We start from the raw sequence: 25,794 nt of genomic DNA, 5'->3' as shown, positions 1-25,794 counted from the left end.
AGAATATATGCTCAATAGTGGAATCACCGTCACAGTTTTGATCGATTCTCTGGCGGCGGCTTGAATATCCCCAAAAATGAACCATAGTTAAGTCGTAAAGCAACATAACGAACCGCAAGGAGAAGTGAGGTTTTACACACAATTTGGATGGATTCAGAAACAAAGTTTTAGTTCCTCGTTAAATGTTCAGGTCGATATTTAAGGCTTCCTGATTCGCGAACTCACGATTGAGTAACGAGGGTGGGGCGTACTGAGTAAGTACGCCTTTAGTTCGTCTGGAGCATCCCATTTTCATCGTTCCCCCCCTTTTCTAGTGACACTCATACAACTTCTGGCTTAAATCATTCTCCGTATAAACAAGCGATTGGGGTCAATTTCTCCGTGATTGTGTATATACTCCCTTAAAAAGGAGAACTGATATGACTAAAAAAGTTCCTACAAACATCATTACGGGCTTCTTGGGTGTTGGTAAAACGACAGCCATTTTGAACCTGCTAAAAAATAAACCTGAGAATGAAAACTGGGCTGTTCTGGTTAATGAGTTCGGGGAAATCGGTATTGACGGTGCATTGATGACAGATCAAGGTGCTTTGATTAAAGAAGTACCGGGTGGTTGCATGTGTTGTACTGCGGGCGTGCCTATGTCGGTAGGTATTAATGCCTTACTTCGCCAAAAACCAGACCGTTTATTGATTGAGCCGACAGGGCTTGGTCACCCTAAACAAGTGATTGCGACACTGACTTCCGATCAGTACACGCCATATGTCGATTTAAAAGCGACGCTTGGTTTGGTTGACCCACGAAATCTATCTAATGAAAAGTACACTTCGAATCAGAATTTTAATGATCAACTAAACAGTGCAGATGTGATTCTTGGTACTAAGGTTGACCTTGTTCATTCTGAAGACATCGATATGTTTAATGATTGGGTGACGGATCAAACGCCAGCAAAAGTCTTCCATAAGCTAATTCACGATGGTGAAGTGCCATTGGAAGTGTTGGACATTGAAAGAGTATACGGTGGTGCTTCCTCTCATATTGAAGCGCATCATCACGATCATGCTGAACAAGAGCCTCAATTCCAACTTCCGCCTGGTGAAGCTTTCATCCGTAAAGAGAATAAAGGACAGGGCTATTTCAGTTGCGGTTGGTTGTTTGGCGCAGAGCATAAGTTCGACTTCGATGCGCTATTCTCTATGTTGTCGGATCTAACGGCCGAGCGTGTAAAAGCCGTCGTGAACACCGACCAAGGTTGCTACGCATTCAATGTGGCGAATCAAGTCGTGTCTGTGAACGAAATTACACTGGATGGCTTTGAATCTCGATTGGAAGTGATCGACTCGCAGCTCATGCCATGGGGCGATCTAGAGCAGATTCTACTCAAGCTGTGTGGCATCAAATAGCCCTGTTTTTGCTGTTTGAACCAAGGATCTTGGTGTTTACCTCGTTGAAGGCGGGATAAACACCAGATTAAATGAGAAAGTTTGCGTTATATCACGATAAATGTGAGATAAATCACTCTAATTACTTTATAGTGCTCGGCTGAAATAAGAATGTAGGCTGTCTGCTTAAGGAACCCGTAACAATGTCATTTTCCTCTCAAGGTTTTGCTCCTGAATTAGTCAAAGCGTTGACTGAGTGTGGTTATGAAAAACTCACTCCAATTCAACAAAAAGCGATTCCAATGGCTCGTAAAGGCCATGATATTTTTGCTACTGCTCAAACCGGTACGGGTAAAACAGCGGCATTTTCATTGCCTGTTATTCAGCACCTTTTGAACAGCGGTAAAAAGGCGTCTAGAGGAACGGCTCGCGGCCTTATTCTTGCTCCAACTCGTGAGCTTGCTGCGCAGATCGCTCAAAACATTAAAGACTACGTTAAATACACAGATCTAAGTGTTTCTGCGGTTTACGGTGGTAACAAGATGTCTTCACAAGTTCGTCAACTAGAACTGGGTGTGGATATTTTGGTTGCAACACCTGGCCGTTTAGAAGAGCACTTAGAAGCGGGTAACGTGTCTATTGCTAACCTAGAATTTCTAGTATTTGATGAAGCTGACCGTATCCTTGATATGGGCTTTATCAATGCCGTTCGTAAGATCATGTTGGATGTAGAAACATCACCGCAAATCATGATGTTCTCTGCAACGACTTCTACTCAGTTAAACCAACTGTCTGTTGATATTCTGCGTAAACCAAAACGTATTAGTGTTGAGCGCGAAAACTCAACGGCTGCTACTGTCGGCCACGTGGTTTACCCAGTGGATCAAGAGCGTAAAACAGAACTGCTTTCTGAGCTGATTGGTCGTAAAAACTGGCGCCAAGTGCTTGTTTTTGTTAACTACAAAGAAACAGCGAACGATGTAGTTAAAGAGCTTAAGCTAGACGGCATTAAAGCAGTACTGTGTCACGGTGATAAAGCGCAAAGTGCTCGTCGTCGTGCTCTAGACGATTTTAAAGAAGGTAAAGCGCGTGTAATGGTAGCAACCGACGTTGCGGCTCGTGGTCTTGATATCGAAGACTTACCACACGTAATTAACTACGACATGCCTTTCCTAGCAGAAGACTATGTTCACCGTATTGGCCGTACAGGTCGTGCAGGTAAGCAAGGTCACGCTGTCTCTTTCGTTAACCGCGAAGAAGAGCTGACTGTCGTTCAAGTTGAAAAACTGATTCAACAGCGCATTCGTCGTGTTGAACAACCGGGTTATGAACCGAAGAAACGTGATGCTTACATCGAGAAGCTGAACACTAAATCGGCTTACAAAAACCGTCAGGGTCGTAAGAACAACGCGAACGAAGAGCCACAAGATCAAGCAAGCGCTGAACGTCGTTTGACTATGATGAAGCGAATTAAAAACCGTCGTAAGTAATTACGGTTGGTGATTGAAAAGAGCCACTGTTATGTGGCTCTTTTTGTTTGTATTGATCGCAATATTGTTTATTGTCATTACTGCTTCGTTTCAACCTCGCTTCATTTCAAGCCCGATCAAGAAACAAGAACTAATAAATAAAAACAAGTCGATAAGGTAATAATATGGATAGCGCACTACTTTGGGCTTTTATTCCCACGTTTTTCTTCGTGTCAATCACGCCCGGTATGTGTATGACTTTGGCGTTGACACTTGGAATGAGTGTTGGATACAAGCGTACATTATGGATGATGATCGGTGAACTGGCTGGTGTCGCTGTGGTTTCTATTGCCGCGGTATTGGGTATCGCTTCGATCATGTTGAATTACCCATGGCTATTTACGGGCTTTAAATTTGTTGGTGCGGGTTACCTGTTTTATTTAGGCGTTCAGATGTGGCGTTCGAGAGGCAAACTGGCGATCAGTACTGACAACCAAACAACAAAAGTCAGCAATGATTGGGACTTGGTGGTTCAAGGTTTTGTCACTGCAATTGCGAACCCAAAAGGCTGGGCGTTTATGATTTCTTTGCTGCCTCCTTTTATTAACAGCAATAAAGACTTAGCACCGCAGTTGTTCATTCTCGTGTCAATCATTCTGGTTTCTGAGTTTGTTTGCATGACCTTATACGCGACAGGCGGAAAGAGCTTAAAGCATATGCTGGGCAAAGCCGACAATGTTAAGTTGATGAACCGCATTGCAGGTACGTTGATGATGGGCGTTGGTGTTTGGTTGTTCGTGAGCTAATTCTGGTTAGCCTACAACGAGCAGAGATCCCCGACTCAGTCGTTCCTCCTTCTCGAGGGTGACGCGTACGTGGGATGATGACGACTTAGGATTACGGTGAGTTTTGAAAATTCGGATTCTTACTTAAACCGAAGAATGCATAGAATATAAAAAGAGCGATAGGGCATTTGGCCTTATCGCTCTTTTTGATTTTACTTAGCTAGCGAACAGAGACTAGATAACAGAAATGTTTCTGATCTTAGCCTGCGTTGTATATTTAAACCGCGATTTCACCGCCGTCTTCTCGACGAATCACAACCGTAGATGCTCTTGGGCGGACTTTGCCTTGAGTTTGTGCGGTTGCATCTTCAGACGATGGCCAGTTTGCCGGGTGTTGAATGTTCACAAACAGTGATTTGAAATCTGGGCTGATGGTAAAGCCAGTCACTTCACAACCGTTTGGACCCACAAAGAAGCGTTTAAGCTGTGCTTGGTTGTTTGCATCAATCACCGCACTGTTGCCGTTGTCATCCGTTAACTGAGATGGAACCACTGCCAGCATTTGGTCATTGGTGTAGCCAGTGACTTCGTCTGCGCCGTTATCTGTCTGAATCCACAAGATGCCACGAGCATCAAACGCTAAGCCGTCAGGGCTCGCGAATTGGTTCATGTCTGTTAGACCAGAGCGGTTAATAGACTTGTCTTCCACTGCTGGTGAACCAAATACGAAGATATCCCAATCGAACTCGCCTGCCGTTTTGCCTTCATCCCAACGGATAACATGACCGAACTTGTTGTCTACGCGAGGGTTCGCAGAGTTCGCTTCTTTACGCTTGTTGTTATTAGTCAGCGTTAGGTAAGCCGTACCCGTCATTGGGTCAACAGAGCACCATTCAGGGCGATCCATTGGCGTTGCACCAACAAGGTCGGCAGCGCCCGCTGTATTGATGATAAGCGCTGCTTGAGAGTCAAATGAATCACCTAGCTTGCCGCCGTTTGTAGTCTTGCTGCCCAACGTTAGTGGTAGCCACGTACCTGAACCGTCATCGTTGAACTTAGCCACATACAGCGTGCCTTTATCCATGTACTTGTCACCCGCACTTAGGCGATTACTCGGTTCTGCGTCACGCGGGTCCCATTTCTCTTCAGAAACAAATTTGTATAGGTATTCAAAGCGAGAATCGTGACCAGAGTAGAATACGATTGGCTCGCCTTCGGTCAACTTACCAAACGTACAGCCTTCGTGACGGAAACAACCCAGTGCAGAACGTTTCTTAGCGCGAGAGTTTGCTGTGTATGGGTCTATTTCAACAATGTAGCCGTGACCGTGTGCTTCGTTACGGTAATCGTCCATTGCTGACTCACCTGTTGGTGTTACGTCAAAGCGAGCAAATTCGTCTAGGCGTTCTTGTTTGTTACCTGAAAGCGTGTCCCAACCGTAACGTGTTTTGTCAGTAGCGATACCAATACGTTCTTGCGCTGGTGTTGTCTCGCCTTTGTTAACGAAATAACCCGGCCAGTTTTCTTCACACGTTAGGTAAGTGCCCCATGGTGTGTAGCCATTACCACAGTTGTTCAACGTGCCACGAGCTTGGCTGCCGTCTTGTGAGAACTTGGTTTTGGTAAATTCACTGTGAGCAACAGGACCAGACAGATCCATTACGGTCGCGCCTGTGTAGCGGCGGTTAAGTGGATCGTTATCGACCATCACCCATTGGTTGCCTTCAAGTTTTACACGAACCACACTCACGCCGTGTGCGTTGATCTCTTTACGTACTTCATCAAGGCTAGGGCGGTTGCCTTCATCGTATGTAGGACCATTAGCGTGCAGTGCTTTTTGGTCGATGTATTCGTGATTAATCACCAACAAACCGTCGTTGCTGTTGCCATTAAGCGGGAAGAAGTGCATGCCGTCGTGGTGCATGCCCAGTGAGTTTGCTTGATCTTGTGCGTTGTTGGTTCCATCTTTTAACCAAGCATTGCCTTGCTTGTTAAGTGGAGTACCCCAAGGAACCAATACTTGTGCTGTATAGCCTTTTGGCACAACGACACTGTCTGTCAGTGAGCCTTTAACCGATTCGAATGCAAGTGTAGCAGTGCTTTTTTGCGGTGCGCTAGATGATGCTGTCGCCGCGTGCGCTGTGCTGTGGCCTGCTAAACCAAAAGCACCAAACGCCGTCATTGCACTGATGCCTAAACCGCCTTTGAGAACATTTCTTCTTGAAAGGTTCGCATCTAAAACTTCTTCGAAGGGTTTGTTTTTGCTCTTATTAAAACGAGTGCTATCAAATGTTTCCTTGCTCATCTTTACTGCTTCCTATTGGCTGATTTTATTATTCGTTATTCATGACTTACCCACCTACTAACTAATTGGTTAATAAGTTGGGTCAATGTGTGACTAATCGTGAAGCAGTTAAGTGACAGATTTTTATAGATTTGATTAAGGTTTTGTTTCTGTAGCACGATTTTTGCCATTAACACCCTTGTGTAATACAAAACTCTTGGGGATTGATGTGGAACTGTGTATAAATGCTTTATCAAACGAAAAGAGAGGCAGTTATGAAATTAGATAAAATCGAAAACAAAAATCGTCGCCTACGCAAAAAGCTATACCTAGGTGAATTCGCGATTCTGGGTTTTGAAGTAAGCTGCAAGACATCGATTACTGATTTTGATCAATACGATGTGTTCATTGATGAGTTCATTGATTTCATCGACAGCATCGGTCTGTGCTTTGGTGGCGGCGGCCTTGAGCTGTTTGAAGGTTTCTTATGCTCAATTGAGCGCTACCGTTCAGTAACAGAAGCAGAACAACTGCAAGTTGCTCAATGGCTTGAAGCTCGTGCTGAAGTAAGCAAAGTGGAAGTTAGCGAACTGATTGACGCAAACTACGCGTTCTAATTTGATGTTGTGTTGTTAGCTCGATTGAAAGGCCAAATACGGCTTAGGAAAGAGTAACAACAGTACGCTAGAATAAAGGCCGAATCGTTAAATCGATTCGGCCTTTTTGCGTTTTATTCGTTCCATTTCTATTCTTTATCTTCTTTTCTATCCCTTCTGACGTAAATGATAAATTGATATTTTTCGATTAAATATTAGTACCTTATCGCTATTTTTATTTGCAGTAATAAGTTTGGATAAACTTGTGAGAGTTTTATGAGAATTCAATGAAGTTGCTGATAGATTTGATCGTCATTCTTAGAGTCAACAACACCACAGTTCGTTCTGGCAAAGGTAACGGTATATCGCTGTTATTCGTTTTGTTGGCAACGATAGGACTCGATAAAGGATGGAATCAAAATGAATAAACGTACTCAAATCAGCTTAGTGATCAGCTCGGCTATGTTGGCCTTCGGAGCGGCTCAAGTTCAGGCTGCTGAGCTTGAAGTCACTGTCACTAATGCAACGAAAGGGATCTACTTTACGCCTATCTTAGCGGCGGCTCATGACTCAAGCTTGTTCATGTTTAGAACGGGTGAAACGGCTTCTTCGGAACTAGAGTCCATGGCCGAAGGTGGCGATATTTCAGGTTTATCTGGTGTCATTGCCAACGCGGGAGGCGTGGTGGTTGAGAACCCAGCGGCCGGCATCCTCAATCCAGGCGTCGCAACTACGTTTGATATCAGTACTGGTGATTTAGAGTACCTATCATTGGGTGCAATGTTGCTGCCGACAAACGACGGCTTTGTTGGTCTAGATAGCTGGAAGATCCCAACTCAAGCGGGCACCTACAAAGCGACTCTAAATGGTTATGACGCAGGCACAGAAGCCAATGATGAGCTGGCGGGCAGTATGCCGAACCCTCCATTCATTACCTTTGGCGCTGGTGGCACAGGTGTAGAAACGGCAGTATCAAACGCTAAGGTTCATATTCATCCAGGTAACATTGGTGATGGTGATGGTGATGCGGCGGGCGGCATCAGTGACCTCGATAGCAGTAGCCATCGATGGTTAAACCCTGTTGCAACTATCACCATTGTTGTGAAGTAAGGGGGATGTATGAAAGCTAGAATTCTATTTATCGCTGCATCAGTAGCTGTGTTAGCGGGTTGTCCGGACGATGACGACGATTACTATCGCTATGATGTGAGTGTTACTAACCTCACCCCCAATCAACCAATGTCACCACTCGCGGTGTTGACTCACAATACGAATTTTGATCTGTTTGAAGTTGGGCAAAGTGCCTCTGTCGATCTGGAATACTTGGCGGAAGGGGGTAGTAATGCACAATTGCTTGCGCTCAGTGACAGTGACGCCAATGTTTATCAAGGCATCTCAGGCAATGGACTGATTCTTTCAGGTGAGCAAGACACGGTGTCGATTCGTGTCGACCCAAATCAAGAAGGGTATATCTCAGTTGCTTCGATGTTGGTGAACACCAATGATGCGTTTGTCGGCGAATCCGGATTATCACTCAAGTCATTAGCGGTGGGTGATACCTTTACCATGAACATGAATGTTTGGGATTCGGGAACTGAGCTGAACGATGAGCTTGCTGCAACCATTCCGGGACCAGCAGGCGGTGGTGAAGGTTTTAATACCACACGAGACGACACCGATGTAGTGAGTTTCCACTCTGGCGTAATTAGCCAAGATGACGGCCTTACGACTTCTACTTTAAGTGCCAATCATCGTTTCCTTAACCCCGGAGCAAGAATCACCATTACTCGAACTGAGTAACAGGGTCAAAGTACGATGAAAGAATTCCTGCTCTGTTCCGGTCAATTGAAAGGTGGGCAGACTCAGAATAGAGCAGGGATCATGAATAGTGCTGCGGTAAATTTGATGGCAAACATATTGTTGGTTGAAGACGATGATGACTTGGCTGAACTGGTGCAGATGCATCTTAAGTTCCAAGGGCATAACGTAATCAGAGCTAATGTGATTGAAAAGGCTCAGGCGCTCTATAAAGAGGGTCATTTCGATTTGATCGTACTGGATCGTGGCTTACCAGACGGTGACGGACTCGATTTCTGTCGAATGTTGCGTCAGCAAGAGGATTGGACGCCAGTACTCATGCTAACCGCAAGAGACGCTGAGTTAGATAAGGTGTCAGGCTTAGAAGCCGGTGTTGATGACTACATAACGAAACCTTTCAGCGTTCTCGAGTTTCAAGCAAGAGTGAGGAACGTGCTTCGCCGTTTAAGCCATGTCGAATCAGCGACTCAAGAGGTTGTGACAGCAGAATCGATTATGAATTTTGGTGTGCTCACTATTCAACCTGAACGCCATCAGGTGTCACTCAATAACCAAGACGTACCGCTGACAGCTACCGAGTTTACCTTACTTCATTTCTTAGCAACCCGCCCGGGGCGTGTGTATAGCAAAGACGAGCTGCTCGATCATGTTTGGAATACTCATCACTCTGGCTATCACCATACCGTGTGTAGCACAGTCAACCGTCTAAGAACCAAGCTTGCGATGCCGAATAGTGATGATGATTTCATTAAAACCGTTTGGGGTGTTGGTTATAAGTTTGAGTCGAAAGCTTAGGCCTATGTGTCGCGTCCGAAGTTTACTAAAAGGCCAGTAAGACCTAAGAGCCATCGAGGAGAGAACATGAGTTTCAAATCGCGTTTAGTGTTGTTCACCAGTTTGTGGTTTCTGCTCGTGAGTGTGGTGATTGCTTATACCTATAATTGGCAAAAAGAGACCATAGAACAAAGAACTAAGCAGAGCTTACACAAAGAGCTCGCGGTTCATATGCGCGATGATAACCCTCTGATGATAGGGACTGACTACAACCCCAAAGCCCTTAAATCCATATTTCATACCTTGATGTTGATTGGTCCCGATTTCGACATTTATTTTCTCGACAGCCAAGGAAATATCACGACGCACGCTGCGCCAGAAGGCACTGTGTTGGCAAGCCAGATAGACTTAGCACCCATTAGACAATTTTTAAATGACGAGCCTTATCCGATTCTTGGCGAAGACCCTATCAATCCTGATTCTCGTAAGGTGTTTTCCGTTGCTGCGATTGAAGAGTTGGGTTCAACAGTTGGGTATCTGTATGTGTTGATTGGCAGTAATCGCCATACCGTGATTGCTAATTCGCAAGTCGACACACCTTATATGGCGCTAGCAGGACTTATGCTGATCTCTATCTTAGGTTTTGCGATTGGGGCTTACCTGCTCGTGAAGCGCAGCCTCTTAAACCCTATCGAAGAAGTTACAAACAAGCTGCAACAACAAGCAGAGCAAGATTTTCGATTGGACCCGAACTTCATTCATCAAGTACCAGAATTGGTGCCGATTGCACGCTCGTATCAGTTGATGGCGAAGCACATTCAACAGCAATTTTTGCAACTTGAATATCAGTCGCCACATCGAAGACAAAGCTTATTACAGCTCAGTCATGATTTGAAAACGCCATTGTCGAGTGTATTGGGGTATCTAGAAACGTGGAGGATTCAAAACCCGCATTCGGATCCACTCATAGATGTGGCATATCGCAATGGCAACAAGTTATCTGAACAGCTCCATTCGCTGTTAGATAGCGCTAAGAAAGATAACCCGGTACCCACATATCAATACGCTTCAATCGATTTCAATGGGCTGATGAGCGAATGCTTAGAAACGATACAAAGCAAATATCGCCATAAAAATGTTGAGTTGAACATTAATATGCCTATTGGAATCAAGGCTGTGGGTGACAGTGATCTGCTTGAGAGGTTGATTTTGAATCTGTTAGATAATGCATTGAGGCATAGCCCAAGTGGCACTGTGGTGTCGTTAGATGTTGGTTTTGAAGCGGATTCCAAACGGGTGAAGGTGGTGATTCATAATGAGGTTGAACTGGAAGCGCCGAATGGTTCTTTGGGAATAGGAACCAAGATCGCGCAGTCGATACTGATGTTGCATCACAGTGTGCTAGAAACAACAAAGGCAGAGAACTCCTTTCAGCAAAGCTTTTACTTGCCTTCGGTATAGCTCTGTCTGCCTTCGTTTAGCTCGATGTATACTTACGTAGAAGTAACGTTAAGCGTCTTTTCTGTCTTCGTTACCTTCGTTCACTTTCGCGTAGAAGTGAAGCAGCTCAGTTAATTCTTTAACCCAGCCAAACGCATCTTTAGGTGCGTTCTTTAAGATCTTTTCTACTTTCTCACAGTGCACTTCGATTGCGATTGCTTCTTCAAGGTTGAAAGAAATTGAGTAGAAGTGCCAAAGCAGTAGGCGAGTCATTCGCTCGATGTTCTGTTGCGAGTTATCCGACTCTGAGAAGGCTAGGTTTACTTCACCAAGCGCGATAGCTGTCATTCGAAGCATTGCGTCAAATTTCGCTGATTGCATGCGTTCTTCGCTGGTGACTTCTTCTTGCTCGAACGTAAACAATTCCGTCATTGCATCTTCAGGTACAAGGCGATGAATCATTCTTAAACTAAATTCTTCTAGTTCATGGCGAGGCATGGTGATTAAGCAATTTAAGGTGTAGTCGCGTTGCATGGTGTTCTCTTGGATCTGCAAAAAGGTCGGACAGTTTAATGGAGAAGCGAGTTTAGAAAAAGCAGATTTTAGATAAGCCTGCGTTGGCAGGCTTATCTGTGTACTACAAGCCCTAAAATCGATGCTTAGGGGAACTGTATTTAGGTTTGAACGCAGTATCAGGCTTTGCTATGGCTTGGCGGTTGGTACTGCATCGACTGGTCGTTTCTCATGAATATGTTGCTCGCGACCAAACTGCCGATGCAAATAGAACCAAGGGCGAGCCAAGTCATCGCATCAGGAATCTCGTTGAATAGTGGGATCGCCAACAAGGTTGCCACTGCGGGTGTTGCACTGCCAAAAGCGGCAGAGCGTTCAGCCCCTAAGGTATTAACCGCATAAAGGTAAGTGAACGCAGCGATTAAACCCGCCCCAACGCCTTGCACTGTTGAATGAACGGCAAGCTCCGTGAAGGGCCAATTAGCGATTGGTGTGTCCATTAGGTGGCTTGGGAGGGTTCCAGTCAGGATTAGGACGAGTAAAAGCAAAGTAGAACAGAGAGAAATAAAACCGGCACTGACTAACGCATTAAGATTAGCGACACGGGCTGAGATGGTGAACATCGCCCACATTAAGCTTCCGCATAAAAACAACAAATGACCTTTGGTGTATTCGAAGTTGAAGCTGCTTAAGCTACTCCCTAAAAACAACAGTATGCCGAGCAAAACCAAACCTAAACCAACAACACGATGTCGGCTGAGTGGCTGCTTAAAAAAGAGTACCGCAATTCCTGTAACGAACAGAGGAAGCGTGCCCGGAACAAGAGCACTGCCATGAGATACCGGAACAAACTGCATGGCCGTTCCGGCAACAAGCAGATAAGGTAATCCGCTACCTACGAACATACCCGTTAGATACCGTTTAGGGACGACGGCAATTGCGCTGCGTGCTTTCCACATCAAAGGCAATAACACCAAAGCCGGTATGAGAAATCTTGTGAGAGCGATATCGGCAGGTGTTAAATCTGAATTTGCGCCGCCTTTAAGAGAAAGAAAAAAGCTCGCCCAAATGAGTAGGGTGACAGTAATAGATAAGTAGCCAAGATTCATAATATAGAAGGAGAGTGGGTGATGACTCATTATGGAACAGTTGGTGTGCCACAGGTTGGCAAGTTTTGGCTAAACTTGAACTATCGTTGATGATTTTTGCTAATATTCACCAAATAATTAACGGATTTAACTAATGTTTGGCATTTACTATGGATAGAATTGATAGGCATCTTCTCGAACTGCTACAAAAAGATGGCAGGTTAACCACGGCTGAACTTGCTGATGAAGTGGGTTTATCACCTTCGCCTTGTGCAAGACGAGTCAAAAGGCTAGAAGAAAAGGGCATTATTGACGGTTATCGTGTGAGCTTGTCACGAGAACAAGTCGGCATCGCAATGAGTGTGTTTGTTGAGGTGAGCCTAAACAACCACCAAGAAGTGTCGATAGATAAGTTTGAGGCGGCTGTTGTAGAGATGGAAGAGGTGATCAGTTGCCACGTTGTATCTGGGGCTTATGACTATTTGCTAGAAGTGGTTAGCCCGAACTTGATGGCCTACGAGGCATTTACAAGAAAACTTCAAAGGCTCTCTAACGTGAAAGATATTCATACCCACCTTGCGATAAGACAAGTAAAAGGCAATGCACCACTGCCAATTTATACCGATTAAGCCAAACTCTGAGCAGTAACACGAAGGCAGAATGAGCTGAAAACGAAATGGTTTACTCCTGAAGTAGAAGCGCGGTCAATATCAAAAATCATCCATTAAGTGTCAGGCTTCAGGCAATAAAAAACGGAGCACCTCGTGAAAGGTACTCCGTATATGATAGGTGCAAAACTTAGTGATACTTAAAGTTAGAGATTGAACAATCCCCAGTTTGTGCATTAATTCTGAATGAAAAAGCATGTGAATGATAATCCACGCCGTCATTCCAAATTGTCTCTCCAAATATCTTACATAGCTCTAGCTCACTTACTGAACCGAACTCTTCCATGTGTTTAGCTACAGATAAAAGTTTACCTCTTATCTCTGCAGTCCATTCCGTGTTACTCAAGCAGTTGAAAGCCATAGTCTTTTGCATATTACCTAGCCAAAATGTTTCTTGTTATTAAGTTATATGAAGATTCATGATAACAATTTTCTGGCGTTTGTAAATCTATTTTGTGATGAATATCTCACATACTCGCTTGCATTGGTCGGAAATTGAACTTCATTGTTGATAGATAGCACATTACTTTTACAACCTATTGATAAAGCTTTGATTAACGAGTTCTTAGAATATTATGAATGGGATTGAGCATATTTATCGGAAAAGTCCAGTCGAACGAGTGAGAGAATCTAATGGTGATTTCAGTTTGATGCATCGTTTGCTGGTTGGTTTATGTGGCGCGCTTCATCAATCATCGTCGCTTCTCTGCGGTATTTTGAAGACAGCTGACGGAATTTTTCACTGAGTGTATGGAGATCTCGGGAGAGTGATTGTGAGCTTTGTACGTGCACCTTTGCGCTTTCTGCCTGGCGCGGGAGTCTTGCTTTGGTGCAGTGTTTGGCGACGGCTTGCCATGAATACGCTAGAGAGTCAGCGCCTTCAAGTTCACTAGACACAACATACGCCTGTTGTAGCAAAACCTCGGAGACGTCATACGCGGTATTCATATGACTATTGAGCTGCACATTAAACCTTTCTTCGTACTTTGCCCAAAGCTCAATGATCTGCTTTTCATTAAAGTGTTTAGATAACAATGTCTGTGACTCATAGGTTGAAAGAACTTGGTTGAACTCTTTGGTGTACTGACTATAGCGACCTTCAAAAGAGAGCTGACGATCCAACAGTGTTTGCCAGTTTTCACGGTCACAATGATTCGCTAGAGCGACATTGGCACTCAAAGTTACGCTTACAATGATAACTTTCCCCCAAAAACTCATGACTTTCCTCTACTTACCGTGCGCTCTATTGAGAGTATAGATGAGCAGCAGCATGAGTTGATGTACACTTGAGACATACCTATAACGGAAGAGCTGGTGGATTTGATGAAAAAAGCGCTGATCGCTTTACTTGTGTTGTTGATATTGGGCGGAGGGGGAGGAGCGGCATACTACTTCTTAGTCATGAATAAAGACCCAATCCCACAAGAGAAAACGGAAGAGCCGGCGTTAGAAGCTACCGAGCAATCTGAATCTGACCTCGTACCCATCATGGATCTTCAGCCTGAACCAGAGCAGACGGAATTTTACGTTTTGGAGAGAAAGCTAGAAGTGGTCGAGCAACCTGAAATTGATGGCTTGATAACGGATTACCTCTACAAAGGGGAAAAGGTGGAGGTACTCGAGAAACAGGGAGAATGGGCTCGTATCTCAGACTATATTGTCCTTAAAGATGGCGGCCCACAGACGGCGGAATGGGTCTCTATGTCAGGCTTATCGAATGATGAAGTCATTATTTCGGAAAAAGAAAGCAAAGAGATATTGGATTCCTATTTGGTTAAGTCTGATGACCTCAAGCTCCATCAAGAAAAATTCCGTAATTCGGTGGCTAAACTGATCTCTGAGGGGGAGTGTGCCCCAAGTGATTTTGAAGAATTAGGCGGATGGGTGAAATCTGTTAAGTACAGCAATCGAGATGTCTATTTTATTTATTGCGGCGGACTGTCTCTTGAAAATAAAATTTATTTAGATGTAAATACAAACGAAATATTTACGAAGTAAAAATCGCCCCATTTTAAGTGTTGGACGTATTAATATTCTTTAGGGTTACCGTTCATAAGTAAAATTTTTGAAATCTTACTTTATCGCAGAGTGGGCTTCTTTATTGGCACCTCATTATATTTAATCCGATATAAGCAGTATCTGGCTATTCCGTTTAAACAATGGGTCTACAGTTTTTATGGTATGAGAGTATTGTTGTCGGGATTCCGTAAAGCAGGTGCTGCCGATTCTTGATAAGGAAGATGTCGATAAAGAGAACGTCGATCCAGAAGCTTCGGAAAACCAAGCTTAACGTTTTGCCTCTTACTTAACAGTAGGAATACCTTAACAGTCGAAATACGAAGCACCAGACAATAAAAAAAGCCACTGAAATCAGTGGCTTTTTCGTATCAACTCATATCAGAATTATCTGGTAGAAGTTGATGGAATCTCGATTGTTAATCGATTTCTTTGTCTTTACCCATAGATAAAATCCAAAGAGATACGGCTGCAACACCTGCAAAGCCACCAAGAATGATAACTGGCATAGCGCTGTAACCTAGGATGTGCCAAATTACGCTTTCTAAAGTACTCATTCAATCGCTCCTTATTGCCAGCCTTCAACGCCGTGCATGTCTGGTAGTTTGTGTGCAATACCTTTGTGACAGTCTACACACGTTTTTTCACCAGAAGCTAGCGCAGTCGAGTGTTGTTTCGCACTACGGGGGCTCTGCTCTGAGAAGTCCATGTAATCGAACTGGTGACAGTTACGACACTCAAGTGAATCGTTCTTCTTCAATCGAGCCCATTCGCGTTCCGCTAGGTGAGCACGACGTGCTTTGAACTTTTCTTCAGTATTGATGGTTTTCGCAATAAAGTGTGCGTATAGCTCTTTAGATGCTTGAACCTTACGAACAATTTTATCTGTCCATTCATGAGGAACGTGACAGTCTGAACAGATAGCACGAACACCAGAACGGTTAGAGTAGTGAATTGTCTCTTGGATTTCAGCAACGATAGGTGCGTGACAGCCAGAACAGAATTCTTCCGTGTTGGTTGCCTCCATACCCGTGTTGAATGCACCCCAGAACAAAAGACCACCCGAGAAACCCAAGAACAAAACAACGCCTACGGCTGCTTTGCTTGGTGTCGCAAGTCTTTTCCAAAACGCTTTAAGTAATTTTATCATATATAGCCTCTCTTACAGTCCGGCTACGATTAACGCAGTGAATCTACAGGTTTGAACTCGTTCTCAACTAGTGGCTTAGCATTAGCTTGAGGTACGTGACACTGTAGACAGAAGTAACGACGAGGTGATACGTCTGCAAGTACCGCATCTTCACGGTTCATGTAGTGAGTTACACTCACTTTAGTAGCACCCATTTCTTTTGCGTTTTTCCAGCTGTGGCAAGAAAGACACTTGTTAGCGTTAAGAGAAATTTCATAGCTACGAATAGTATGAGGCACTAGAGGTGGTTGGTATACGTAGTCACTCTCAAGTACTTGGTCACGAGGGAACTTTTTGAAGTCATCTGCTGCGCGAGTTGCTTCAAGTTCACTTGCACCACGTAGAGATTCTACGCCACCAATGCCGCCTGGGTTATCCAGTTCAGCTTGAACTGCACCAGCTAGCAAAAGACCAGCTGATAGTAGGGCAGTAATCAGTTTTTTCATGGTTAATTTCTCCGCCTAAAGGCTAATTCTTTGAGTGGACTACTTCTTTCAAAAAGTAACGAAAAAAGCAGTCGCAATATTAAAAACGTCAGATCTACGAGCTAAGTGGTAAGAACATATTGTCCTTAAGCGACCTTAGTGATCTTAACTGGACACTTCTTGTAATCCGTCTGTTTAGACAGAGGATCCGTTGCATCCAAGATCAACTTGTTGATCAGAATTCTTGCATCAAAGAATGGTACGAATACCAAGCCTTGTGGTGGACGGTTACGACCACGAGTTTCAACACGAACGCGTACTTCACCACGTTTGTTTTCGATAAGAACTTCATCACCACGGCGAAGACCACGAGCTTTAGCATCAGCAGGGTGGATGTAACAAAGTGCATCCGGTACTGCTTTGTAAAGTTCTGGTACACGACGAGTCATAGTACCTGTGTGCCAGTGCTCAAGAACACGACCTGTACATAGCCACATATCGTATTCATCGTTTGGTACTTCAGGTGGCGCTTCGTATGGTGCATTGATGATCAGTGCTTTACCATCTGGTTTGCCGTAGAAGTCCCAATCAGAACCTTTCTTAGCATATGGATCTGAACCTTCTTTAAAGCGCCATAGTGTCTCTTTACCGTCAACAACAGGCCAACGTAGACCACGAACTTGGTGGTAGCGATCGTATGGTGCTAAATCGTGACCGTGGCCGCGACCAAAGGCTGCGTATTCTTCGAATAGACCTTTTTGAACGTAGAAACCTTGAGCTTGTGCATCGTCGTTAAGCTCTTGAGCTTCAGACAGTGGGAATGCATCAACGTTGCCGTTTTTGTAAAGCACGTCGTACATGGTTTTGCCACGGTACTCAGGCATTTTCGCAACCAGTTCTTCACCCCAAACTTCTTCAATAGTGAAGCGCTTAGAGAATTCCATGATTTGCCATAGGTCAGACTTAGCTTCACCTACAGTTTTCACTTGTTGGTACCATGCTTGTGTACGACGCTCTGCGTTACCGTAAGCGCCTTCTTTCTCAATCCACATTGCTGTTGGAAGGATGAGGTCAGCCGCTTGAGCTGTTGCCGTTGGGTACGGGTCAGAACATACAATGAAGTTATCTGGGTTACGGTAACCTGGCAGACGTTCAGTGTTGATGTTTGGACCCGCTTGCATGTTGTTGTTACACATTACCCAGTAAGCGTTGATTTTACCGTCTTTCAACATACGGTCTTGAAGAACAGCGTGAGCGCCGGGTACCGGTGGAATGGTGCCTTCTGGAAGTTTCCAGATATCTTCTGCAATTTTACGGTGTTTAGGGTTAGCAACCACCATATCGGCAGGTAAACGGTGAGCGAATGTACCAACTTCACGCGCTGTACCACACGCTGACGGTTGGCCAGTTAGTGAGAATGGGCTGTTACCTGGAGTAGAAATCTTACCTGTAAGAAGGTGGATGTTGTACACAAGGCTGTTCATCCATACGCCACGAGTATGTTGGTTCATACCCATAGTCCAAAGTGACATTACTTTGATGTTTGGATCGGCATATTGCTTAGCCAGCTTGATAAGGTCTTCTTGAGATACACCTGACATTTCAGACGCTTTCTCAACTGTGTATTCAGCAACAGACGTTTTGTAGTCTTCGAAAGAGATAGCAGTCATTTCGCCTGAGTTAGGGTTTGCGGCTGCTTTCTGTAGTGGATCATCGTCACGCAGACCGTAACCGATGTCTGTCGTTGCTTGCTTGAAGTTCGTGTGCTTGTTCACGAAGTCCCAGTTAACCGCATCGTTTTGGATGATGTAGTTTGCGATGAAGTTTGCGATCGCAAGGTCAGACTGAGGGTTGAAGATGTAACCCGTGTCTGCAAGCTCGAAAGAACGGTGGTAGTAAGTAGACAGTACGTTTACTTTAACGTGTGGGTGGCTTAGACGACGGTCTGTAATACGAGTCCATAGTACTGGGTGCATTTCTGCCATGTTTGAACCCCACAGTACGAATGCGTCTGCGTGTTCAAAGTCATCGTAACAACCCATTGGCTCATCAATACCGAAAGTGCGCATGAAGCCTACTACAGCAGAAGCCATACAGTGACGAGCGTTTGGATCTATGTTGTTTGAACGGAAACCCGCTTTCATCATCTTAACGGCTGCGTAGCCTTCCATTACTGTCCATTGGCCTGAACCGAACATACCAACACCTGTTGGACCGTTCTTCTTCAGTGAAGCTTTCCATTTCTCAGCCATCACGTCGAACGCTTTGTCCCAAGATACGGGTGCGAAATCACCATCTTTGTGGAACTCGCCATCTTTCATACGAAGAAGAGGTTGTTCTAGACGGTCTTTGCCGTACATGATTTTTGAAAGGAAGTAGCCTTTGATACAGTTGAGGCCTTTGTTTACCGGTGCTTCTGGGTCACCTTGAGTCGCAACCACTTTACCGTTTTGAGTACCTACTAGTACTGAACAGCCCGTACCACAAAAACGACAAGGCGCTTTATCCCACGTGATTTTTGTTTGATCAGAGCTAGCAATCAGGTTGGTTGCTGTTGCCGGTAGAGTTACACCTGCAACGGCTGCCGCTGATGCAGCTGCGTTTGCTTTCACAAACGCACGTCTTGTCATTTTCATACTTCACCCTCAAGTTGAGAATTGTTACTTCCAGTTTCTAAATCCGTTTCGTCGAGTCCAGTTTCGATTTGGTGATAAACCAAAGCTGTCCCCAAAACGTTCTTAATGTTGTTTATTGCTTCGATGGTGTCCGTTACAAAACCTTGGTTTTCAGTTTCTAGGACCACGATGATTTTGCCTTCAGGGCTATCTCCGTAGATTTCAGCGTTATCGAATTGATCGATCTCCGCTTTGATCTCATTTAGATGCTCAGGGCTCACATGCACGACTAAACTTGATATATGCACTTCATTTAGTGCCATAAATTGCTCTCGTTATTTTTGTTTTATGCATTACTCACAAGAATAGCCGAAGTAGGGCAAATTGCTACGCAGGCCCCACAACCGCTACACTCATCTAACTCGATTTTTGGTAGAGCAACACTGCCTGCTCTAAGTTCAAATTGAATGGCCATAGGTTCACACATGTCACCACAGCTTCGGCATTCAACATTTTGTTGCGCTAAACACTTATCAGAGATTTGTGCTTTTGCTTGCCAAGGCTCTCCTTGCTTTGGCTTAAAAATGGGTTCGGGACAAACATCTGCACATTGATAGCAGAACGTACACTCATCAATAGAGAAATCTACAGTGGGAAAACCACCATCGCCTACAATGATTATCTTAGTCTCACAACTCTCGATGCATTTACCGCAGCGAGTACAGTCATCTGTAAAGCTTTCTAGGCTGTCAATCCAAGGCAAACGAATCTGGCTTGAGTCAACTTTTCGTCTTGAAAAAAGACGGCGTTTTGATAGATCTACCACTAGATACCTATAGATGTTACTAAGATGTTGTAATTGTAGGTCATTATTCTATTAATATCTTGTAATGAGTCCTCACAAGTAGTGTAGTTTTAGAAACAATTGTATAAATACCCCCTAAGGGCTAATTGGGGGCATATATTGTCTTAGATCAATAAATTACGGAGCGAGTGATCACATATTGAATGGAGCTATGATTTTTGATGTGTGACAATACGATATCGCTGGCAAGTCATTTATCAATAGGAAGGCACTTTTGCTTATAAAACCGGTTTCATCTGTAACAAGTACGATAGCAAAATCTTTGCTCTCTATACTGCTGTTGTCGGTTGCTACGACTGGCTTTGCCATCTTTACTTTGGCTTCAAGTTTGAATGATGCGGAAGCGGTTAACGTGGCCGGTTCAATGCGAATGCAAAGCTACCGTTTAGCCCATGATATTCAAATAGAATCTGTCGATTATGAATCTCATATTCGTGAATTCGAAAGTTCTCTTTACTCGCCATCCATGACTAATTTGGTCAGTTGGAATGTTCCGACAGACATCACAGAAGATTACTATTTAATTATCGGCCGTTGGCATGAGCTAAAACAGGTCTTGAATAGCGAAGAGCGCGATCACTATCTCGTGTTGGTTGAAAACTTCGTGGCTGAAATCGATGGCTTCGTTTATAAGCTGCAAGAGTTCTCTGAAGACAAGTTAATAAAGTTAGCGTGGGCTGGTGGTATCGGCCTTGGTGGGATTCTGGTCATATCTCTTTTTGTTGTTCACTTTGTACGTAAACAGGTTGTTAAACCGCTACATGCTCTTGTCGGTGCGAGCCAAAGAATCAAAAACAGCGACTTCGAGGTAGAACTCAAGGTGACCAGTAACAACGAAATGGGCATTTTGACCAAAACCTTCAACTCGATGGCCAAAGATTTAGGCGTGCTTTATCGAAACCTTGAAGATGTGGTGGATGCAAAGACGATTGAGCTGCAAAATGCGAACCAGTCGCTGCAGGCACTTTATAACTCGTCACAAGAGCTCACGGTGACGCGTATTGCTCCTGAAAACTTCCGAGCTATCTTGCAGCATCTCGTGAGCTTGGAAGGGATTGGATCACTGAGGCTCGAGATTGTCGATAACTCAGGCCGTTCATTGATTATGGATGAAGGTTACGATTCGAATTTAGACTACGAAAAGTTTGAGATGAAACTCGACGATAACGAACTTATTCTCGGCTATTTATACTGTTCATATCACCACGGGCACTCAACTAAAGCTCTGATCGAAAGCTTCATTCAACTGCTATCGAGAGCGATCTACTACAATCGTGCTCAAAAGAAAGCTGAACAGCTTATTATCATGGAAGAGCGTGCCACGATTGCACGTGAACTCCACGATTCATTGGCTCAATCACTGTCGTACTTGAAAATTCAAGTTACACTATTAAAGCGTGTGATTGGCAAACTGCCAGAGCAACAGCACCGAGAGCAATCTGAACAAATCGCGTCTGAGATCGGAAACGGCTTAGCCGACGCTTATACCCAGTTAAGAGAGCTACTCACCACATTTAGGTTGACCATTAAAGAGGGCAACTTTGGAGACGCCTTAAGTACCATGCTTGAGGCGCTCAGCGAGAGAACCGATGCGAAGATTAACCTCACTAATAATCTCTCATCGATCGAGCTTGATGCGCATAGTCAGGTTCACTTGCTTCAATTGATTCGTGAAGCAACAATAAATGCAATAAAACACGCCAATGCCGACTTGATAGATGTATGCTGTATCGATGAGGACGGTGAAGTATTAGTCGTGATAAAAGATAATGGAGATGGCTTTGACTCAAGTAGTTCCAAGGTGAACCACTACGGGATGAGCATTATGCAGGAGCGTGCGGCAAGACTGAATGGCGACTTGACGATTGAAGCGGCGCAAGGTGAAGGCTGTACAGTCATATTGAAATATAAAAGTTTGAAGGAAGTTAAAGTTGACGATTTGTAAAGTAATGCTGGTTGATGATCATCCATTGATGCGCAGAGGTATAAGCCAATTACTGAGCTTTGAAGACGAATTCGAAGTGATTGCAGAAGCAAGTAACGGCACTGAAGCGGTTGCTCTTGCTCATGAAGAAGAACCTGATTTGATCCTTTTGGATCTCAATATGAAGGGCATGTCTGGTTTAGATACCTTGAAAGCACTTCGCACTGACGGTTCTAGCGCAAACATTGTTATTCTAACGGTTTCTGATAGCCCTGCAGACATTGAAGCGATTGTAAAAGCAGGCGCTGATGGCTACTTGTTAAAAGACACTGAACCCGATGAGTTAATTGAACTGCTTAAGCAAGCACACAGCGGTGACAAGGCTTACAGCAGTGTGGTTGCTCGTTACCTAAATGATGCTGGAAGCCGCAATGATATCTTCGAACAACTGACTGAACGTGAAATGCAGATCCTTCAAGAAGTCGCGAAAGGTTACCGTAATAAGCAGATCGCCGATCACCTGTTTATTTCTGAATCGACAGTTAAGGTACATATGAAAAGCTTGTTGAAAAAGCTGCAAGTGCCTTCCCGTACCGCTGCAACGGTTCTGTATCTAGAACGCTATGGTGAAATGAAGTAGGGCTTGTTCCTTTGAGATAACACTATTTCAAGCCTGACTGTTTATACATTTTGTACATGTCTCGATAGTTTTAACGATGTTGAGAAAGTGACATTAAAAAAGGCGCTGAACTTATTAAGTTCAGCGCCTTTTTGTTTACGCATTTTATATTCAGTATTGGTGTTCGTTTGTTCTTCGTTCTTTGAGATTAGAAACTTAAGGCTTACGCCGACATTGGAACCAATACAAGCGTACCGAAGATAACCGTAATAAGACCACAGATTACGGGTACAGACGTACGTTTTACGACTTCAAATGGGCTGATTTTACCCATACCAGAAGTCGCTACGATTACGCCAGATACTGGTGAAATTGTACGACCTAGGTTCGATGCTTGAAGCATTGGGATGATTAGGAACGCTGGGTTCAAGCCCATTTTCGCCGCTAATGATGGAGCCAGTTCTACGAATGCATAGAAAGGTGCATTACCTGAACCTGTCGCAATTGCCGCAGCAACCGTTAGACCTGTGAGGATAAGCATCAATGCGATACCGCCTGCGCCTGCAGATTCGGCAAGACCGATTAGGTTATCAATTGCACCGATAGACATTAGACCTTGAGCAAATACACCCGCCGCAACCAACAGCATTACTACGCCTTTAAATGCTTCGGCCATACCTTGGTAGCAAGAATCTAGGTCTTCTAGTGTTTTTTCGCCGTCAAACTTCTTCACAACGTAATCGATAACAGCGCCCACGAAAATTGAACCTACTACGATGGTGTAGATATCAAGTGAAAGGCCCGGAATGGTACGACCGTTGAATAGAAATACTCCAAAAATAGGTAAGAATGGAAGAGCAGCATAAAAAGCCGGCGCATTCGTTTCAATTTCTGAAACGTCTACTTTTTCCATTGGCGTGTTTTCTTTCTTATCTAGGTATTTGTTCCAGAAGAAAGCCGCACCCGCCATCACGATGATCGCACAGATAGAAACAGGCAGTACCGTTTGAACAGCAAACACATCAAGAGACATACCTGATTTTTCTGCTGCGATAACCACATCACCCGACGTTGGTGAAAGAATGATTGCTGCAGGTGATGCACAAACCGCCACCGCTGCTGGACGAGAAATACCCATTGCCGTCATCATTGGGAATAGGGTCGCCATCAATAGCACGCCAAGGCCTGTTGCAGAACTTACTGCTAGAGACATTAGACACGCTACGATGTAAGCCGCAACAAGAAGTACGTATGGAGATTTGATAGCAGCAAGCGGTTTAGAGAATTGTTTTACTACCACATTGTTTGCGCCGATATGCGTCATGTAAGAAGCAAAGCCACAAAGAAGCATGATTTGCATGCCTAGGCCGCCTCCACGGTACTGAAGCATGTACTTAACGAATTCTAGTGAGTCGGTAACCATGTTACCTGTTGAAGCGACCTTAGCGGGTAAGACTGTGTGACCTATAAGGCCAGTAATAAGAAGTAGGGCAAGGCCAGCTGTCAGTAATACACCTGCCGCTTTATAGCCTTTCACAATAAAGTAACCAACAGCGTTAGTAATCACTAATCCGATCAAGAGCTCTAACATAGAAATCTCCACAAAGTTTAAAAAAATATAAGAAAGTGTTTCAGAATATGACAATGAATGTACAGAAAACTGCACTGTGGCACGAGGCATAGTTGAGGTTGATATGATCTAAGACAAACATTTTCTTTGATGTTAATTGTGGTTGTAAATCATGAACAACTACTGTTGTTTAGATGTTAATAAACAAATTATCTATCTCAATAGAATATAACTTGGATCACCTTTATAGTGAGGAGTTGTATACAAAGGTGTGGATTTATAAATCTATGACTTTTGGAGCCTAACGTGCAGAACTAAAAAGAAGTGTGTATTTTTACATGATATCGGATTAATTTATGAACTGATGCCTACTGGGAATGGAAAGTTAAGTAGGCTTCAGCGAGAGTTGAATTGATGTGGAAATGCATAGCTCCTAACGTATTGGCTTAAGTACAGCTACTGACCGAAATAGTTGATAGTTAAACGATTAGTTAATGTTCAATTCAGGATCTGCATTCGAGTAAGTGGGCAGGTCGGCGCATATCACTTTTTTACAGAAGTGAATCATTCCGCGCTGAGTGACCAATTATAATTCATCATTATTTAGTGGGATATAAGCCATGGCATCTGAAGAAAGCACTGCACCTTCACTGATCATCACCTTTTCGTAAAATGTGAGCTCTCTATTTGGTATGATTTGTTCATGTTGAGTCTCGTCTAAAGAAATGTCGTGTTGGGTTACCACGTAAGTACCTGACGACGCAAAGCCAGCTTCTTTCGTAGAGACATATAACAATTCATAGCTGTTATTCTTCTTAAACTCGATATTAACGGCAGCTTGATTATAAATGACTTTTTCTTGTGGGTTGACCACCGAGGCTGTGTTGGATAAATAATGACCTTTAAGATAACTTTGAGGAATAAAGGTTGTCATCCATCCGGCCATAATACCGATTATGGCGATTGCAACGAAGATCTGTTTTTCTTTATTCACAAGTCACTCCTTTAAATTCACTTGGGAAGCTCAGAGATTTTCCTGAATTATCGATGATGATTTTTTTTCCCTTATATTCGTAAAGCGTCACGTTGAATAACTCATTAAAAGTGAACTCGTCGGATTCGATTTTACAAGAGATAAAATGTTGACCCACGAGATCTTCGCCTAGGCTATTTCTATCTAAATAAGAAAACAGATAATGGGATAAACCTGCAGCCACTACAAATAATGCAACCAGTGCTAACACACTGTTTGTTTTTTTCGTAGCGGCCGTTGTCTCGGTTGGTGATCTTTCTGGCGCTGTGTTGTCTTCAGGTTGTTTCGTTTCTTGTATTGGTTGCGATTGAACTATACGCAGCGCGCGTTCTTTGTCTTGTGTCACTTGTCCTGCAAATCGGTAGCCTTTACCGCGCTCAGTGACGATGATCATCCCCCTCTTATCTTCTAACGCTTTTCGGCAAATCGAGATGGTTTGCATTAGGCTGCCATCTTCAACGTAGATACCTTTAGACACCCACACTTGTTCAATAAGAACTTGGCGCGTGATCACCTCATTGGGTCTCGAGATAAAAAACTTAAGTAGCTCTGATTCGTTAGAACCTATTGGGTACGTACGACCTGTCTTAAAGTGATGGATTTCACTCTCTTCTAAATTGACCTGTATATCATCATTGATAATAAATTCAGCAGACATCTGGGTTCTCATTGTTATAAGCGTTCTCACTTAAATATAACAAATACCACTATAAATATAAAC

The 25,794-nt window shown here is 43.9% G+C and carries 26 protein-coding genes and 1 pseudogene; 13 read left to right on the top strand and 14 right to left on the bottom strand.

Annotation, left to right across the window (positions count from 1 at the left end):
• Positions 1–419 precede the first annotated feature (419 nt).
• From LMH68_RS21755 to LMH68_RS21745, 3 genes are all read left to right on the top strand, one after another.
• Entirely contained in the window at positions 420–1,403 is a 984-nt protein-coding gene (locus tag LMH68_RS21755) for a CobW family GTP-binding protein (protein ID WP_229647844.1), read from the top strand.
• A gap of 182 nt (positions 1,404–1,585) precedes the next feature.
• On the top strand, positions 1,586–2,872 hold the full coding sequence (locus LMH68_RS21750; protein WP_017062632.1) for a DEAD/DEAH box helicase: 1,287 nt from the start codon (positions 1,586–1,588) through the stop codon (positions 2,870–2,872).
• A gap of 164 nt (positions 2,873–3,036) precedes the next feature.
• On the top strand, positions 3,037–3,657 hold the full coding sequence (locus LMH68_RS21745) for a LysE family translocator (RefSeq protein WP_017064486.1): 621 nt from the start codon (positions 3,037–3,039) through the stop codon (positions 3,655–3,657).
• Positions 3,658–3,913: 256 nt separating this feature from the next.
• Here the strand turns inward: LMH68_RS21745 and LMH68_RS21740 are convergent, their stop codons facing one another.
• A complete protein-coding gene (locus tag LMH68_RS21740) occupies positions 3,914–5,941 on the bottom strand; it encodes a PhoX family protein (protein ID WP_102428558.1) in 2,028 nt (675 codons plus the stop codon).
• Positions 5,942–6,195: 254 nt separating this feature from the next.
• Here LMH68_RS21740 and LMH68_RS21735 point away from each other — a divergent pair, with 254 nt between their 5' ends.
• The 6 genes from LMH68_RS21735 to LMH68_RS21710 all read left to right on the top strand — a co-directional run bounded on the left by LMH68_RS21735 (position 6,196) and on the right by LMH68_RS21710 (position 10,569).
• Positions 6,196–6,537, top strand: a complete 342-nt coding sequence (locus LMH68_RS21735; RefSeq protein ID WP_017062629.1) for a YggL family protein — start codon at positions 6,196–6,198, stop codon at positions 6,535–6,537.
• A 266-nt stretch (positions 6,538–6,803) separates the two neighbouring features.
• A complete protein-coding gene (locus tag LMH68_RS21730) occupies positions 6,804–6,944 on the top strand; it encodes a hypothetical protein (RefSeq protein ID WP_017067451.1) in 141 nt (46 codons plus the stop codon).
• Positions 6,937–7,626 carry a spondin domain-containing protein gene (locus tag LMH68_RS21725; RefSeq protein WP_229647843.1) on the top strand — a complete coding sequence of 230 codons (690 nt, stop codon included), beginning with the start codon at positions 6,937–6,939 and terminating at the stop codon, positions 7,624–7,626. Before LMH68_RS21730 ends, LMH68_RS21725 begins: the two co-directional genes overlap by 8 nt.
• Positions 7,627–7,635: 9 nt before the next feature.
• Entirely contained in the window at positions 7,636–8,316 is a 681-nt protein-coding gene (locus LMH68_RS21720; RefSeq protein WP_017062627.1) for a spondin domain-containing protein, read from the top strand.
• 81 nt (positions 8,317–8,397) lie between these two features.
• The gene (locus LMH68_RS21715; protein ID WP_017067448.1) at positions 8,398–9,129 is read left to right on the top strand and encodes a response regulator transcription factor; all 732 of its coding nucleotides are present in this window, start codon (positions 8,398–8,400) and stop codon (positions 9,127–9,129) included.
• 66 nt (positions 9,130–9,195) lie between these two features.
• Positions 9,196–10,569, top strand: coding sequence for a sensor histidine kinase (locus tag LMH68_RS21710; protein WP_229647842.1), 1,374 nt, complete (start codon positions 9,196–9,198; stop codon positions 10,567–10,569).
• A 48-nt stretch (positions 10,570–10,617) separates the two neighbouring features.
• On the opposite strand, the gene LMH68_RS21705 is transcribed toward LMH68_RS21710, so the two are convergent.
• A complete protein-coding gene (locus LMH68_RS21705; RefSeq protein WP_017064489.1) occupies positions 10,618–11,082 on the bottom strand; it encodes a hypothetical protein in 465 nt (154 codons plus the stop codon).
• A gap of 158 nt (positions 11,083–11,240) precedes the next feature.
• Positions 11,241–12,170: a DMT family transporter gene (locus tag LMH68_RS21700; protein ID WP_017064490.1), complete on the bottom strand. Its 930-nt coding sequence runs from the start codon at positions 12,168–12,170 to the stop codon at positions 11,241–11,243.
• A gap of 149 nt (positions 12,171–12,319) precedes the next feature.
• Between LMH68_RS21700 and LMH68_RS21695 the strand changes: the two genes are divergently transcribed.
• Positions 12,320–12,778, top strand: a complete 459-nt coding sequence (locus LMH68_RS21695) for an Lrp/AsnC family transcriptional regulator (protein WP_017062622.1) — start codon at positions 12,320–12,322, stop codon at positions 12,776–12,778.
• Between the two features lie 169 nt (positions 12,779–12,947).
• Here the strand turns inward: LMH68_RS21695 and LMH68_RS21690 are convergent, their stop codons facing one another.
• Both LMH68_RS21690 and LMH68_RS21685 read right to left on the bottom strand, forming a co-directional pair.
• Positions 12,948–13,190 (bottom strand): hypothetical protein, encoded by a 243-nt coding sequence (locus tag LMH68_RS21690; RefSeq protein WP_017062621.1) that lies wholly within the window; start codon positions 13,188–13,190, stop codon positions 12,948–12,950.
• 269 nt (positions 13,191–13,459) lie between these two features.
• Positions 13,460–14,035 (bottom strand): hypothetical protein, encoded by a 576-nt coding sequence (locus LMH68_RS21685; protein WP_102394558.1) that lies wholly within the window; start codon positions 14,033–14,035, stop codon positions 13,460–13,462.
• Between the two features lie 96 nt (positions 14,036–14,131).
• Here LMH68_RS21685 and LMH68_RS21680 point away from each other — a divergent pair, with 96 nt between their 5' ends.
• Complete coding sequence (locus LMH68_RS21680) at positions 14,132–14,815, top strand: SH3 domain-containing protein (RefSeq protein WP_229647841.1); 684 nt, start codon at positions 14,132–14,134, stop codon at positions 14,813–14,815.
• 437 nt (positions 14,816–15,252) lie between these two features.
• On the opposite strand, the gene LMH68_RS21675 is transcribed toward LMH68_RS21680, so the two are convergent.
• From LMH68_RS21675 to napF, 6 genes are all read right to left on the bottom strand, one after another.
• Positions 15,253–15,390, bottom strand: a complete 138-nt coding sequence (locus LMH68_RS21675; protein WP_010430103.1) for a TIGR02808 family protein — start codon at positions 15,388–15,390, stop codon at positions 15,253–15,255.
• A gap of 11 nt (positions 15,391–15,401) precedes the next feature.
• A complete protein-coding gene (locus LMH68_RS21670) occupies positions 15,402–15,983 on the bottom strand; it encodes a NapC/NirT family cytochrome c (RefSeq protein ID WP_009845456.1) in 582 nt (193 codons plus the stop codon).
• Positions 15,984–16,012: 29 nt separating this feature from the next.
• Entirely contained in the window at positions 16,013–16,468 is a 456-nt protein-coding gene (locus tag LMH68_RS21665) for a nitrate reductase cytochrome c-type subunit (protein WP_229647840.1), read from the bottom strand.
• 125 nt (positions 16,469–16,593) lie between these two features.
• The gene (gene napA, locus LMH68_RS21660) at positions 16,594–19,083 is read right to left on the bottom strand and encodes a periplasmic nitrate reductase subunit alpha (RefSeq protein WP_229647839.1); all 2,490 of its coding nucleotides are present in this window, start codon (positions 19,081–19,083) and stop codon (positions 16,594–16,596) included.
• Positions 19,080–19,385 (bottom strand): chaperone NapD, encoded by a 306-nt coding sequence (locus LMH68_RS21655; RefSeq protein ID WP_017062612.1) that lies wholly within the window; start codon positions 19,383–19,385, stop codon positions 19,080–19,082. Before LMH68_RS21655 ends, napA begins: the two co-directional genes overlap by 4 nt.
• Positions 19,386–19,408: 23 nt before the next feature.
• Entirely contained in the window at positions 19,409–19,888 is a 480-nt protein-coding gene (gene napF, locus LMH68_RS21650; RefSeq protein WP_017062611.1) for a ferredoxin-type protein NapF, read from the bottom strand.
• 253 nt (positions 19,889–20,141) lie between these two features.
• On the opposite strand from napF, the gene narQ reads away from it, so the two are divergent.
• A complete protein-coding gene (gene narQ / locus LMH68_RS21645) occupies positions 20,142–21,872 on the top strand; it encodes a nitrate/nitrite two-component system sensor histidine kinase NarQ (protein ID WP_017062610.1) in 1,731 nt (576 codons plus the stop codon).
• Positions 21,859–22,491, top strand: a complete 633-nt coding sequence (locus LMH68_RS21640) for a response regulator (protein ID WP_017062609.1) — start codon at positions 21,859–21,861, stop codon at positions 22,489–22,491. Before narQ ends, LMH68_RS21640 begins: the two co-directional genes overlap by 14 nt.
• A gap of 202 nt (positions 22,492–22,693) precedes the next feature.
• Here LMH68_RS21640 and dcuC read toward each other — a convergent pair whose 3' ends face one another.
• The 3 genes and pseudogenes from dcuC to LMH68_RS21625 form a co-directional block, all read right to left on the bottom strand.
• On the bottom strand, positions 22,694–24,061 hold the full coding sequence (gene dcuC / locus LMH68_RS21635; RefSeq protein ID WP_229647838.1) for an anaerobic C4-dicarboxylate transporter DcuC: 1,368 nt from the start codon (positions 24,059–24,061) through the stop codon (positions 22,694–22,696).
• 466 nt (positions 24,062–24,527) lie between these two features.
• Positions 24,528–25,034, bottom strand: a pseudogene (locus tag LMH68_RS21630) (hypothetical protein).
• A complete protein-coding gene (locus LMH68_RS21625; protein ID WP_229647837.1) occupies positions 25,027–25,731 on the bottom strand; it encodes a winged helix-turn-helix domain-containing protein in 705 nt (234 codons plus the stop codon). The pseudogene LMH68_RS21630 and the gene LMH68_RS21625 overlap by 8 nt, the downstream one beginning before the upstream one ends.
• Positions 25,732–25,794: the final 63 nt, after the last annotated feature.

The sequence above is a fragment of the Vibrio sp. F13 genome, from assembly GCF_020806305.2.
GTDB lineage: Bacteria > Pseudomonadota > Gammaproteobacteria > Enterobacterales > Vibrionaceae > Vibrio > Vibrio crassostreae_C.
This window is presented reverse-complemented; position numbering and strand designations above follow the sequence as displayed.

What these genes read in the sequence shown, in the direction of transcription:
- LMH68_RS21755 (WP_229647844.1), top strand. Translation starts at nt 420, where the DNA reads ATGACTAAAAAAGTTCCTACAAACATCATTACGGGCTTCTTGGGTGTT.
- LMH68_RS21750 (WP_017062632.1), top strand. Translation starts at nt 1,586, where the DNA reads ATGTCATTTTCCTCTCAAGGTTTTGCTCCTGAATTAGTCAAAGCGTTG.
- LMH68_RS21745 (WP_017064486.1), top strand. Translation starts at nt 3,037, where the DNA reads ATGGATAGCGCACTACTTTGGGCTTTTATTCCCACGTTTTTCTTCGTG.
- LMH68_RS21740 (WP_102428558.1), bottom strand. Translation starts at nt 5,941, where the DNA reads ATGAGCAAGGAAACATTTGATAGCACTCGTTTTAATAAGAGCAAAAAC.
- LMH68_RS21735 (WP_017062629.1), top strand. Translation starts at nt 6,196, where the DNA reads ATGAAATTAGATAAAATCGAAAACAAAAATCGTCGCCTACGCAAAAAG.
- LMH68_RS21730 (WP_017067451.1), top strand. Translation starts at nt 6,804, where the DNA reads ATGAAGTTGCTGATAGATTTGATCGTCATTCTTAGAGTCAACAACACC.
- LMH68_RS21725 (WP_229647843.1), top strand. Translation starts at nt 6,937, where the DNA reads ATGAATAAACGTACTCAAATCAGCTTAGTGATCAGCTCGGCTATGTTG.
- LMH68_RS21720 (WP_017062627.1), top strand. Translation starts at nt 7,636, where the DNA reads ATGAAAGCTAGAATTCTATTTATCGCTGCATCAGTAGCTGTGTTAGCG.
- LMH68_RS21715 (WP_017067448.1), top strand. Translation starts at nt 8,398, where the DNA reads ATGAATAGTGCTGCGGTAAATTTGATGGCAAACATATTGTTGGTTGAA.
- LMH68_RS21710 (WP_229647842.1), top strand. Translation starts at nt 9,196, where the DNA reads ATGAGTTTCAAATCGCGTTTAGTGTTGTTCACCAGTTTGTGGTTTCTG.
- LMH68_RS21705 (WP_017064489.1), bottom strand. Translation starts at nt 11,082, where the DNA reads ATGCAACGCGACTACACCTTAAATTGCTTAATCACCATGCCTCGCCAT.
- LMH68_RS21700 (WP_017064490.1), bottom strand. Translation starts at nt 12,170, where the DNA reads ATGAATCTTGGCTACTTATCTATTACTGTCACCCTACTCATTTGGGCG.
- LMH68_RS21695 (WP_017062622.1), top strand. Translation starts at nt 12,320, where the DNA reads ATGGATAGAATTGATAGGCATCTTCTCGAACTGCTACAAAAAGATGGC.
- LMH68_RS21690 (WP_017062621.1), bottom strand. Translation starts at nt 13,190, where the DNA reads ATGCAAAAGACTATGGCTTTCAACTGCTTGAGTAACACGGAATGGACT.
- LMH68_RS21685 (WP_102394558.1), bottom strand. Translation starts at nt 14,035, where the DNA reads ATGAGTTTTTGGGGGAAAGTTATCATTGTAAGCGTAACTTTGAGTGCC.
- LMH68_RS21675 (WP_010430103.1), bottom strand. Translation starts at nt 15,390, where the DNA reads ATGAGTACTTTAGAAAGCGTAATTTGGCACATCCTAGGTTACAGCGCT.
- LMH68_RS21670 (WP_009845456.1), bottom strand. Translation starts at nt 15,983, where the DNA reads ATGATAAAATTACTTAAAGCGTTTTGGAAAAGACTTGCGACACCAAGC.
- LMH68_RS21665 (WP_229647840.1), bottom strand. Translation starts at nt 16,468, where the DNA reads ATGAAAAAACTGATTACTGCCCTACTATCAGCTGGTCTTTTGCTAGCT.
- napA (WP_229647839.1), bottom strand. Translation starts at nt 19,083, where the DNA reads ATGAAAATGACAAGACGTGCGTTTGTGAAAGCAAACGCAGCTGCATCA.
- LMH68_RS21655 (WP_017062612.1), bottom strand. Translation starts at nt 19,385, where the DNA reads ATGGCACTAAATGAAGTGCATATATCAAGTTTAGTCGTGCATGTGAGC.
- dcuC (WP_229647838.1), bottom strand. Translation starts at nt 24,061, where the DNA reads ATGTTAGAGCTCTTGATCGGATTAGTGATTACTAACGCTGTTGGTTAC.
- LMH68_RS21625 (WP_229647837.1), bottom strand. Translation starts at nt 25,731, where the DNA reads ATGTCTGCTGAATTTATTATCAATGATGATATACAGGTCAATTTAGAA.